Raw genomic sequence first — 12339 nt, forward strand, 5'->3', positions numbered from 1 at the left:
TTCCTCGAAAGGTGCTTCCCGCTACTTCCGGAAATTCACATCCGGCAGCAGCTCTAGCGCCTTCGCCCGGGCGAAACCATAAACCTGGGAGGGCTCGATTTCACCCGGCACCGACACCTCGTCCGGGTTGGTGAGAACCTCGACCAAGTAGGGCTTGGAGGAGTGCACAGCAGTGCGCAGGGCATCGGCCAGTTCCGCTGGCTCGGAGACCTGCACCGACTCCAAGCCCATGGCACGGCCGAGTTCAGCGAAGTCTGGATTATCCAAGTCAGTACCGTACTCCGGTAGGCCAACCTGTTCCATTTCCAGCTTCACCATTCCGAGTTTTGCGTTGTTGAACACCACGATGGTGATCGGCAGATCGTAGGTCACCGCGGTGCGTAGATCGCCTGCCAGCATCATTAGCCCGCCGTCGCCTGCCATCGCCACGACCTGGCGGTCTGGGTACTCCGCCTGCGCGCCCAGCGCCATTGGTAGGGCGTTGGCCATCGAGCCCAAGTTATAGGAGCCGATCAGGCGCCGGGTGCCGCGCATTGGCAGCAGCCGGGAGGGCCACACCGTCGACATGCCGGTATCCGAGGTGAAGATCGCATCGTCGGCGCAGACCTCGTCCAGCGCGGTGGCCACACCCTCCGGGCGGATCCGCTTGCTGGGGTTATCGCCCAGCGAACGCAGCTTGCCGAGCAGTGTTTCATCGAAGTGCGGGTTGGCTAGCTTCTTCTGCCCGTCGAGCCAGCGCTCGTAGCGCTCGCGCAGCCCTTCTGCCCAGTCCTTCGCATCCTTTTCGACGCCGGCGCTGCGCAGCGCGCCGATCAGCAGGCGGAGGCTTTCGGTGGCGTCACCGACCAGGGCGACGTCGATCTGGGCGCGGCGGCCGATGTGGCTGGCGTTGATATCCAGCTGGATCATCTGCTTGCCGGAGGGGATCCACTCCCGGTAGGGGAAGTCCGTGCCGATCATGAAGATCGTGTCGGATTCCTCCATGGCCTTAATCGCCGCCGGGTTACCAATCAGCCCTGATTGACCCAACTGCCACGGGTTCTCATCCTCCAGGAACTCCTTGCCCTTAAGTGTCAGCACCATCGGGGAGTCCAAGATCTCTGCCAGCTCCAGTAGCTCCTCACGGGAGTTCTGCGCCCCGCGGCCGACCAGCAGCGAGACCTTCTCCGCCGACTGCAACGCGTTGACTGCCTCGCCGATCCGATCAGCCGACGGGGTAGACCCCGTGGGCTTTGGCGCGAAGCGTGGGATGGTGGCCTCCTTGGGCAGAGTCAGGCCGCCCACATCGGCGGGAATGCTCAACACTGCCACGCCGCTCTGCGCGATCGCGGCGTTCACGGCCTGCTCGAAAAGGTAGGGCATCTGCTCGGCGGTGGTGACCGTCGCGGTGAAGACGGAGACGTCGTCGAAGAGGCGGTCGTTGTTGACCTCCTGGAAGAAGTTCGTCCCGATGGAGGCCTGCGGGACCTGGCCCACGATGGCCAGCACCGGCGCGTGGGACTTCTGAGCATCATAAAGCCCGTTGAGCAGGTGGATCGCGCCGGGGCCGACGGTGCCCATGACCACCCCGAGTTCACCGGTGAGCTGTGCCTGCGCAGAGGCCGCGAAGGCGCCGGCCTCCTCGTGACGCACACCGATCCAGTCAATGCGATCCTCGCGCCGGATCGCGTCCGTGATGGGGTTGAGGGCATCACCCACCACGCCCCAGACCTTGGAGACCCCGTGCTCGGCCAGGGCCGTAACCATCATTTCGCCAACTGTCATAGCCATGGGTTCAATCGCTCCTCGAATTCAGACCTAAGTTTCTGTTTTTTAAAGAAGCAGTTGCGGCTGGTTGCCGGTCCGGGTCGACCAGCCACAGTGGTGCCCTTTGAGTCCCACTGTAACGGCCGGGTCAGAAGCCTGCAGAGCGTGCGCAGCGCCCCAGCATGAGGGCAGGCGAGGAGTGAGCGGTGTGGCTAGCGCTGCGCGGAACCCTCGAGATTGGCCACTGGCGCCTGTAGCGCCCGCAGCGCGTACAGGACCGCCGCGAGGTCCACGACCTCCTGCAACAGGGCGCCCGCGACCGCCGGGATGTACCCGAATGCCGCCACCAGCATCAGCCCCACCGAGAGCGTGATACCGATGATGATCGAGGTCTTGGCGGTCCGCAGCGTGTGCCGAGCGATCTCGATCGCCTCGGCCAGGGGAGCGAGGCTGTCCTTCAGAATGACGGCGTCCGCGGCCTCGCCGGCCGCCGTCGTTCCCCGCACGCCCAGGGCGATGCCGATGTCTGCCGCGGCGAGCACCGGGGCGTCATTGATGCCGTCGCCGACCATCATCGTCGGGTGGGGAGCGAGGTTGCCCGCCAGCTCCACTTTGTCCTTCGGCAGCAGCCCGGCGTGGACCTCGTTGATTCCCAGTTTTTCGGCCACGGCATTTGCCGTCGGTTCCGCGTCCCCGGTGAGGATCGCGAGCTTGCCGACACCCTGGTTGCGTAGCCAGCGAATCAACGCACCCGCTTCCGGGCGTACCTGGTCGGCCATGTGCAGTGATCCAGCGAACTGGCCGTCGACCGCGACATAGGCGACCGTCTCCCCGGATAGCACCTCCGCCGCATGCGCAGCCGGGTCGGTCTGCTGGATGAAGCTCAGCTTGCCGACCCGGACCTGGTGCCGACCGACCTCGGCAGCCACACCATTCGTGGCGATTTCTTCGAAATCCGTGGCAGTGGGGACGGTGACCCCACGGGCCTCGGCGGCCTGCATGATCCCCTCGGCGAGCGCGTGGGTGGAACCGCGCTCCGCTGCCGCGGCGAGAGCCAGAACCTCGTCCTCCTGCCAGCCATTGCTGGTATCGATGTGCTCCAGTTGCGGCCGGCCCGACGTGAGGGTGCCGGTCTTGTCGAAAGCGGCGGAGCGCACCGTGGCGAGCTGTTCCAGCACGCCACCGCCTTTGACCACCATGCCCCGCTCAGAGGCGCGCGACAGCCCACCCAGGAAGGCCACGGGGGCTGCGATGATCAGCGGACACGGGGTGGCCAGCACGAGCACCTCGGCGAAGCGGGTGGCGTCCTGAGCGACGAACGCCGCCACCGCGGCGAGGAGAACGGCGAAGACCGTGAATGGGAGCGCGAAACGGTCGGCGATGCGCACGACCGGGGCCTTTTCCTCGCGGGCCGTGGCCACCAGGTCGATGATCCGTTGGTATTGAGAATCCGCGGCCACCCGATCCGCCCGCAGACGAAGGGCCGCCTGGCCAGCCAGGGAGCCAGACATCACCTCGTCGCCGGTGTGCTTATCGACGCTGAGGGGCTCGCCGGTCAGCGCGGACTCGTCCACGCTGGCGTGTTCGGAAAGCAGCGTGCCGTCCACCGGGATCTGCTCGGCTGGGCGGACCAGGATGACGTCCCCGATCGCGATGTCCGACACCGCGATCTTCTCGACCTCGTCGGAATCCGCCGAGAGCAGGCGGAGTGCGTGCTGCGGGGCGCGGTTGAGAAGATTCGTGAGGTTGCGCTCCGCGCGGGCCTGCGCGTAATCCTCCAAGGCCTCGCCCCCGGTGATCATGAGGACGATGATCAGGCCCGCGACGTACTCACCGACCAGCAAGGTGGCCGTCATCGACACGACGGCGAGGATATCCAGGCCGGTGTGCCCGCGCAGCAGGTCGCGGATCATGTCCGCACCTACCCAGAGGATGACCGCCACGATGAATACTGAGGCGAGCCACTGTGCGGCGACTGGCTGCTCCATCAGCCGGAGCGCGCCCGTCGTGGCCAGGACTACCAGCGCGAGGTAGACCAGCCAGTAGCGTTGGAAATTTTTAAGCATACGCACATATTCGCCTATTAATGCGCGTTTAGCTAGCAAGGATAGCCTATCTGAACTGCGGTTATGCTGGGCTTCGGAAAGCTGAGGCTCGGCGGTCAGCCCCGGGTTCTTCAGGCCATTTCTGCGCAGCGGACTAGTCCCGCAGGAACTCCAACCACCGGGGGAGCTCCCGCATCGTCTGCTGCATCCCCAGCGCGTAATTTCGCCGCAGCGCGCGTACCTTGCGCTCGGTGCTGGTGACCATCATGTTCTCCGGGTAGAAGATCATGGCCTTACCCTGGCGCTCCAGCTCGGTCATTTGCTCCCGCACCGCGTTATAACGCTCGTGTCTCGTCAATGCAGCCTCCGCCACCGCCGGGTACTTGCGGTTGAACAGGCGCACGAGCTGTGGAGACCCCATCGCCGGGCGCGTGTAGTTGCGCGGCTTCGTCGCCAGGATGAGGAATTTATCGAAGCCGGCCTCGATCGCATTCGGCAGCACGAGGCCACCCGTGTCACCCAGCGCACCGTCCACGTAGGGCACCCCGTCGATGATGGTCGTCGGCATCAGGGCGGGGATCGTCGAGCTAGCCCGAACCTGTTTCATCAGGTCGCCGTCGTTGTGCTGGTCACCGCGACCCCAGGAGACCGTTTCTCCCGTGTCGGCCCGCAACGCGCTGATCGAAAAGGGGGTGTCGTCCGCGAAGAAGGTCTCGAAATCGAAGGGGATCGATGCGTTCGGCAGCGCGGCCTGCTCGTAGATGAAGTCCGAATTGAAGTAGCCGTTGCCCCGCATGAAGGACGACATCCCGCCCGCCGTGGGGTGGGCAGGAAGGGTGATGAAGCTCTCGCGGGCGCGCAGCCGGTCGCCGGAGAGGAAGTTCACGGTGTGCGAGGCACCTGCGCTCACCCCGCCGACCCAGCCGAACTTCACCTCATGGGCGAGTAGCTGATCGATGCAGGCCGCGGTGTAGCTATTGCGCATGCCGCCGCCTTCCAGGACGAGGGCAACGTTTCTTGCATCCAGCATGTTTTCCCTACCTCTTCTTTATCGACGTCGCGATCGCCCTGCACCCAACAACGATGCCAAGCACGATGAACCCGGCGACCAGCCCAAATCCGAGGCTACACAGGGTTTCCGCGAGCCAGGAGGCGAAACCACCCCAACCGGCCACTGCGTCGCTGGCTGCCGCGGCGACCTCGTGTGGCCAATGCCAGCCCAGCTCGTCGAAGCCGGAGAGCAGGATGTGGCCGCCCACCCACAGCATCGCGAAGGTGCCGATCACCGCGATGGTGTTCAGGACCTTCGGCATCGCCGTGACCAAGCCCCGGCCGAAACGGGCGACCGCGGGCTTGTTGGTGGCGATGAGCCGCAACCCGATATCGTCGATCTTCACCAGCAGGCCCACGAAGCCGTAGACACCGAGCGTGATCGCCAAGGCGACGACGATGAGGATGAGGGTGCGGTTTAAGAACGGCTCGGTGGCCACCTCGTTCAGCGAGATGACCATGATCTCCGCCGAGAGGATGAAGTCCGTGAGGGTGGCCTGCTTGACCAGCGCGTCCTCCTCGACGACCTCTTCGCTCTCGGCGTCGTGATGCGCGACGATTCCGAGCTTCTCGGCGACCTTTTCCGCCCCCTCAAAGGAGAGGTAGAACCCGCCCACCATCAACAGGGGCATCAGCGCCCACGGGGCGAGCCAGCTCAGCAGCAGCGCGAGCGGCAGGATGATCACGAGCTTGTTGAATAGCGAGCCGCGCCCGATGCGGAAGATGATCGGCAGCTCCCGGGCAGGGGTCACGCCCTGAACGAACTTTGGGGTCACCGCGGCGTCGTCGACAACCACGCCCGCCGCCTTCGCGCTCGTGCGCCCGGCGGCCGCAGCGACGTCATCCACCGTGGCCGCTGCCTTTTTCGCGATCAGCGCGACGTCATCCAAGAGGGCGGCGAGTCCACCTGCCATAGTCCGGTTGTTGCCTTTCGGTTCTGAGGCGGGGCGCAGTCGCGCCCGCCCGGATTACCAAGATGGCTCAAGTTTAGTGCGCGGAGCGCTCTACCGGGAGGAGCGGACCGATCGCGCCTGCTCCCAGGCACACATAGTTACCGTTCGCGGGGGTGGAGCGCTGCTGTGGGGCCGCCAGAACCTCGATCGTGTTCCCGCCCCCGGAGACCCGCACGTGCTGCTGGTTCAGTTCGGCGGGGACCGCGACCCGGTGCGCGCGGGCCAGGGAATCCTCGTAGCTTTCGAGCCCATTGGGGGTCAGGATGCGCAGCGTGACGGGGGTGCTCGCCGTGGTGTTCAGCACCCAGGTCCACTCGCCGAACTTCAGCGGCGCGCTGAGCTTGACCAGCGTCGGTTCGTTTAAGGGAATCCGCTGCCCGCACTGTGCGCCGTCTGGCTGCTCGTTGACCGCGAGTTTCAGGACGTCCGCGGCCACCAGCTTCCCCTCGTCATTAAGGAACGTCGGGTGTGGTGTCCCAGCTGACACGCCGGGCCAATCTGGCAGGGAGCGGGCGACTTCGGCGATGTCCACCCGTGGGCCGTCGTAGCGGTTCGCGATCATGGCGGGGACGGGCTGGGACAGAAGCGGGGCGGGTGCGGCCCGCAGGCTGGACTTGACGGTGCGCAGCCACTCGTCGGTCTTATCGTTGTGCCAGCTATCCAGGTAGCCGATGGTCGTGGCGGTGGAAGAGGCGATGAACCCCATGGCGAGGACCGCCCGGACAACGTCGCGGGCGCGCGGAGCCTGGGACTTGCCCTTGGTGCTAAGTCCGCGCGTGGTGGTTGCCCGTGGTGCATCATTAGTTGCTGGCGTGTTTTCAGCGAGCTGATGCTCGGGCAGCGTCTGTGCCTCCGCCTGCACAGCAGCGGCAGTGCACAGCAACACGGCCGCGGTGAATGCATCAGCGTAATAATGCAGCGAGGCGGTGATCACGTCCGCCGTGTTGGCGCCAGAGCGGGCCAGGGCTAGGGCGAGGAAAACCAGCGCCAGGTAACCCAAGGAGAGTACCAGCCCGCCGGCCCGCAGCCGAGTGCCAACGGGCCCCTGGCCATGCCGGAAAAGCCACACCGCCACGAGTACGATGGCCCCGACCGCAGCGAGCCAGCCCACTGCAGCCGAGGGGGAGGCGAAGCTGCCACCAGGTGCCCAACGCTCAAAGCTCCACGGCCCACCGAGAACCCCGGGGAGAACTGCGTCCCGCAGCGCCCGCGGTACCGCGCCCCACACCACGGACCCCGACGCCTCCCCGGTGGACGGCGCAGTCCGCGTCACCGCAACATAGAGCACCGCCCACGCGGCGGTGACCAACCACCCAGGCGCAAGGGTGAGGACCCGCATGCGTCGCGACGCGTCGTCCTGACACCGGGGATAGAGGAAGGACGGGAAGAACAGCGCCAATGCGGTGAGCAGGGGAAGGATCGAGAGAGCCTTCTCCGTGAATAGCAGCCCAGCGAAGACAGCGGCAGCAACAGCAGCACCGCGCAGAGCCAGCCGGGTGCGAGGCGATGGCCGGGTCCGACGCAGCAGCAACAACGCCACAGCGCAAGCGATTTGCCAGGCCAGCGCGTTGATGGCCGCCGACCACCAGCCCAGCGCAGCCCCCAGGAATGGGGAGAAACACAGCAGGGCGAGCACCAACGGGCGACCTCGAGCGACCCCACTGGCAGCCCACAGCACAGCAGACACAAAGGTGCCGACCACGATCAGCGTGGCCGGCAGCCACCATTCCAGGGCGGCGATGCGGTCGGCCGCTAGTTGGAGGGCGATCGCGCCGGGCATGAGGTGCCCGTCGTGGGGGAGGAACAGCCCCGTGAACGAGAGCTGCTCCGGGGCGCCGTAGGTGGCGGGGATCAGGAAGTCATCCCAGTACAGGGTGCGGCCAGCCACCCGATATGCGCTGAGCGCGGTGGCGGCGAGAATGATGGCGAAAGTGGCGAACCGCACTGACCTCGCTGCGCCCATGGAACCCCCTGGTCAGCTGCTACTGGGCTGCGCGCACTGGCTGCACGGACATGTACTTATCCTTCCCGGTGCAGCCCTCGAGCCCCTTGAGCTCGATATAGGCGGAGCGGGTCTCCTCCGGCGGGTAGACGCGGATCCCGTCGGCGGCCTTCGGGCTGCACTCCTCAGGGTCCAGCGCCCCGACCTTCGTGATTCGGACGGAGGCGGTTGCGCGGTCTCCCGGCTGGAGGGTCACCTTGTCGGAATCGCCGGACTCCTCGCGATCGGCGCTGGCGCCGAGCTGCGTGCCGTTGTTATCGGTCACGAGGCTGACCCCGGGGTAGCCCTCGAGCGAGCACTCCTCGTCGCCAGTGTTCGTGAATACGATGTCCAGCAGGGTGCTGCCGGCCGCACCCTGCATGTTGTCCGTATCGATCTTCAGGTCAGGGGTGGCGCACAGGCCGTCGCGCTCGCGCTCGTCATCGGCGGCCGCCAGGCCAGTGGATTCGGAAGGGACAGTGGCGGTGGATTCGCGATCCGTCTGTGAGGACAGCGACTGCGGTTTGGCGTCCTCGGGGGAGTCGGATCCCCCGCTGCAGGCGGCGGTCAGTGCCAGTGCTGCGGCACCCAGCCCTGCAGCGGTGCGCCGGGCCCACCGGGAGGCTTGCTTGCCTGCGGAGCCGGAGGTGGTTGCGTCCGGCGTAGTAGTGGTAAGCAAAGGGCTTGTGCCCGTGCGGCCTAGCTGGGATACGGGGTTGGCGTCGCTGCGTGGCTGGGACTGAATCATGAATTTTAGCGTAACTGAGCTGCGGAAAAACCGAGAACCGGAAGGGTTAAAAGTTGTGAAATCGTGACAATGCTGTCCCGGTATCCCATGGCGCGCTACAGTGTCAGATAGTTATCTAGAACACAGTTCCTAAACACGATTTGTGGAGGCCACCTATGGGATTCAACCCGGACTTCGAACCATTCAAACTCCCAGAGGAGTACCAGGAGCTGCGCGAAGCCATCCGCGGACTCGCGGAGCGCGACATCGCCCCGTACGCGCAGGATGTCGATGAAAATGAGCGTTTCCCGGAGGAAGCCCTCAAGGCGCTGAACGAATCCGGGTTCAATGCGATCCACGTTCCGGAGGAGTGCGGTGGCCAGGGGGCGGACTCCCTCGCTGCTGTGATCGTGATCGAGGAGATCGCCCGCGTCTGTGGCTCGTCTTCCCTCATCCCGGCAGTGAACAAGCTCGGCACGATGGGCCTGATCCTCAACGGCTCCGAGGAGCTGAAGCAGGAAGTGCTGCCGGATATCGCCAACGGTGAGCTTGCTTCCTACGCGCTGACCGAGCGCGAGGCTGGCTCCGACGCTGCTGCGATGAAGACCCGCGCCGTGCGCGAGGGCGATGAGTGGGTCATTAATGGCTCAAAGTGCTTCATCACTAACGGTGGACGCTCCTCCTGGTACACCGTCATGGCTGTCACTGATCCGGAGGCAGGGGCCCGGGGCATCTCTGCATTCATGGTCCACAAGGACGATCCGGGATTCCGCGTCGGTGGCCTTGAGCACAAGCTCGGCATCAAGGGTTCCCCGACCGCGGAGCTGTACTTCGAGGACTGCCGCGTGCCGGCTTCCCGCATGATCGGCGAGGAGGGGACGGGATTCAAGACCGCCCTGCAAACCCTGGACCACACCCGTCCGACCATTGGCGCGCAGGCTCTCGGCATCGCCCAGGGCGCATTCGACCAGGCCGTGGCATATGTCAAGGAACGCAAGCAGTTTGGGAAGGCCATCGCGGACTTCCAGAACACCCAGTTCATGCTTGCGGATATGAAGATGAAGATCGACGCCGCCCGGCTGATGATCTACACCGCAGCGTCCAACGCGGAGCGCGGGGTCGCCGAGGGTGGGGAGCGACTGGGCCTGATGGCCGCCGGTTCCAAGGCCTTCGCCTCCGACGTCGCGATGGAGGTCACCGTTGACGCGGTTCAGCTGCTCGGTGGTTACGGCTTCACCCGTGACTTCCCGGTGGAGCGCATGATGCGCGACGCCAAGATCACCCAGATCTACGAGGGCACCAACCAGATCTGCCGCATGGTGATGGGCCGCCAGATTCTGGGTTAACACCGCAACGGGCCGTAGCCCACTGATCCGTCCCGGAGCGCCGCACAGCGCCCGGGGCGGGTTTTCTTTTGTGCGCAGCCCGGAAGAGCGCTGCGCATGGAGCCACGCAGCAGGACGTTCACACGCCTCCCGGGAGTAGCTAGGCCTTCCCAGGGGGGTCTTGGGGGACATATTGGCTGCCCGTTATGCTTAAACGCATGCCACGTACTGTTCCCCAGGGGCCGCCGTACCAGTCGGTGGTGGGCTCCTTCCGCGAAGCCTTCAGTAGCCGACAAAGATTTCGCACCGAGGTGCTGGCCGGCCTGGCCACCTCCTTTGCGTTGATTCCAGAAGTCATCAGCTTCGCGATTCTCGCCGGGGTGAGCCCCGCGGTGGGGCTGTTTTCGACGGTGGTGTTGTGCTTCGTCATCGCGTTCACGGGTGGGCGCCCGGCGATGATTACCGGCGCTGCCGGTGCCACCGCCCTGGTCATCGCACCCTTGGTGGCAAGCCACGGTACGGACTACCTCATCGTGACGGTCGTGCTGGCCGGAATTATCCAGGTGATCTTCGGCCTGTTGGGTGTGGCCAAGCTACAGCGCTTCATCACACCCGAGGTGATGTCTGGATTCGTCAACGCCCTGGGCATCATGATTCTCACCGCTCAGCTGGAGCACATCATCGGCGCAGACTGGCCGGTGTGGGTGCTCTTCGCGATTGGTATCGCCGCTCTTCTGATCTTCCCGAAGATCACCGCCGCGATCCCTGCACCTCTCATTGCCATCGCGATTCTGACCCTGATGGTGGTGATCCTCGGCTGGCGGGTGCCGAACGTGGGGGACATGGGTGGGCTCACCGGAGGGCTGCCCGAGGTGCGCATGCCGGATGTCCCATGGACCTGGGAGACCTTCTTCCTCGTGCTGCCCTATGCGCTGGGCTTCGCTGCTGTTGGGCTCGTGGAGTCGGTGATGACGGGTCAGCTGGTCGACGGTATGACCATGACCTCCTCCAATAAGACCCGGGAAAGCTGGGGCCAGGGGGTGGCCAACATTGCTGCCGGCGCGCTGGCCGGAACGGGTGGCTGCGGCATGATCGGCCAAACGATGGTCAACGTCGAGGAATCCCGCGCCCGCACCCGCCTCTCATCGATCGCCGCAGGCGGATTCTTGCTGCTATTCATTCTCTCGCTGCATCAGGCCGTCTCCGCCATCCCGATGGCGGCGTTGGCCGCGGTGATGGTCATCGTCTCTCTGAAGACGATCTCCTGGTACACCGTGAGTCCCAAGGGGCTGCTGCGGTTGCCTTGGCAGCACTCTCTAGTGATGATGTGCGTCTTCACGGCGACCCTGGCCACGAATAACCTCGCGGTCGGTGTGGTTTTGGGAGCTGCGGTGGGGGTAGTGCTCACAAAAATAGCCCCCACGGAAAGTGGAGGCGAGGCCGCTTAGGCACGTTCGCGGCGGCACCCGCCCGTGGCCCTGGGGCCACGGGCGGGTTGCTAGCCAGTGAGGATCATCGCGACTGTTTTAGCGGACGTTGATCATCGCTACAGTCGGGCTGAAGCCACAGTTGGACGGGCCGGAGTTCTTCTCTACCGTGGTCACGCCACCCTCGAGCAGAGCGACAACCGTGCCGGAGCCGGTCTTCGCGGCGCCATTGACGGTGCCCGGACCCTTCGGGTTGATGCCGTTGTTGCCCAGCACGGTGCTGCCAGTGCGGCCGTTGTTGATGTTTACCCAGTGGACGCGCATGGGGATCGCCTGCTTCTTAGCTGCCGGTCCCGTGCCCAGTGCGGTGAAGACGAAGTTCACCTCACCAGCTGCCACGCCGGGCAGCGGCAATGCAGCTGGGCCTGGAACCGCCATGGCGGTACCGACGGCCTTATCCTTGCCACCGATGCACTTCATGGACACGCTCGGGAAAGCGAACTGGGTGAATGCCGGGCCACCCTCTGGCAGGTAGACGCCAGGATCCTTATCTCCATCGCCGCGGAAGAATCCGACCACGGACTCCAGGGCGGACTTGGCCTTATCCGGCAGGCCAGGGGTGTTGGCGAACTGCTCAATCTGGTTGAGGATGTGCGGTGCCGGACGGCCGAGGTGATCGAGGGAGCCGACAGGAGCTGCCTGAGCAGGGCTGATGACCGCCGTGGCGCCGAGCGCCATCGCGGCGAGGGTCGTGGCGGCGCGGCGGCCCCATGTGCGCTTGCGAGAGGAAGTGGCCTTGACGTTCATACCGGGTGGTGCCTTCCAGTGCTGGTTGCGAAATATTTCGGACGGGCAAGCCTGGTGTTACCCATCCCCGCCTCGCGGGCGGCGGGTGGTCAGCGCTTGCACGGTTATTGTTTGGTTTGGTTCACAATATCAGCAAGGCGTGAAAAGTTGGAGAAAACGATAAAATTTTTCTGGCTGCCGCCTGGCCCTGGAAGCGGGGGAGTGTGCAGGGGTGACGAGCGCGGGCTGGGATAACACATGCAGAAAAACTTCGAGGCATGTGGAAAAATAGTGGAGTC

General features: G+C 65.0%; 9 protein-coding genes. 2 read left to right on the top strand and 7 right to left on the bottom strand.

Annotated elements, in window-relative coordinates:
* Window positions 1-21: 21 nt before the first annotated feature.
* The 6 genes from CU_RS03250 to CU_RS03275 all read right to left on the bottom strand — a co-directional run bounded on the left by CU_RS03250 (window position 22) and on the right by CU_RS03275 (window position 8454).
* On the bottom strand, window positions 22-1770 hold the full coding sequence (locus CU_RS03250; protein WP_012359900.1) for a thiamine pyrophosphate-dependent enzyme: 1749 nt from the start codon (window positions 1768-1770) through the stop codon (window positions 22-24).
* A 188-nt stretch (window positions 1771-1958) separates the two neighbouring features.
* A complete protein-coding gene (locus tag CU_RS03255) occupies window positions 1959-3812 on the bottom strand; it encodes a heavy metal translocating P-type ATPase (protein WP_012359901.1) in 1854 nt (617 codons plus the stop codon).
* A 133-nt stretch (window positions 3813-3945) separates the two neighbouring features.
* On the bottom strand, window positions 3946-4821 hold the full coding sequence (locus tag CU_RS03260; protein WP_012359902.1) for a patatin-like phospholipase family protein: 876 nt from the start codon (window positions 4819-4821) through the stop codon (window positions 3946-3948).
* A gap of 7 nt (window positions 4822-4828) precedes the next feature.
* The gene (locus CU_RS03265; protein ID WP_012359903.1) at window positions 4829-5755 is read right to left on the bottom strand and encodes a DUF808 domain-containing protein; all 927 of its coding nucleotides are present in this window, start codon (window positions 5753-5755) and stop codon (window positions 4829-4831) included.
* 73 nt (window positions 5756-5828) lie between these two features.
* Window positions 5829-7739: a hypothetical protein gene (locus CU_RS03270; protein WP_231837740.1), complete on the bottom strand. Its 1911-nt coding sequence runs from the start codon at window positions 7737-7739 to the stop codon at window positions 5829-5831.
* A gap of 37 nt (window positions 7740-7776) precedes the next feature.
* On the bottom strand, window positions 7777-8454 hold the full coding sequence (locus tag CU_RS03275; protein WP_231837741.1) for a DUF4232 domain-containing protein: 678 nt from the start codon (window positions 8452-8454) through the stop codon (window positions 7777-7779).
* A 224-nt stretch (window positions 8455-8678) separates the two neighbouring features.
* On the opposite strand from CU_RS03275, the gene CU_RS03280 reads away from it, so the two are divergent.
* Complete coding sequence (locus CU_RS03280; RefSeq protein ID WP_012359906.1) at window positions 8679-9848, top strand: acyl-CoA dehydrogenase family protein; 1170 nt, start codon at window positions 8679-8681, stop codon at window positions 9846-9848.
* Window positions 9849-10045: 197 nt separating this feature from the next.
* Window positions 10046-11275: a SulP family inorganic anion transporter gene (locus CU_RS03285; protein WP_231837742.1), complete on the top strand. Its 1230-nt coding sequence runs from the start codon at window positions 10046-10048 to the stop codon at window positions 11273-11275.
* Window positions 11276-11353: 78 nt separating this feature from the next.
* Here CU_RS03285 and CU_RS03290 read toward each other — a convergent pair whose 3' ends face one another.
* Entirely contained in the window at window positions 11354-12061 is a 708-nt protein-coding gene (locus tag CU_RS03290) for an Rv1157c family protein (protein ID WP_012359908.1), read from the bottom strand.
* Window positions 12062-12339: the final 278 nt, after the last annotated feature.

The sequence above is a fragment of the Corynebacterium urealyticum DSM 7109 genome (genome assembly GCF_000069945.1).
Classification (GTDB): Bacteria; Actinomycetota; Actinomycetes; order Mycobacteriales; family Mycobacteriaceae; genus Corynebacterium; species Corynebacterium urealyticum.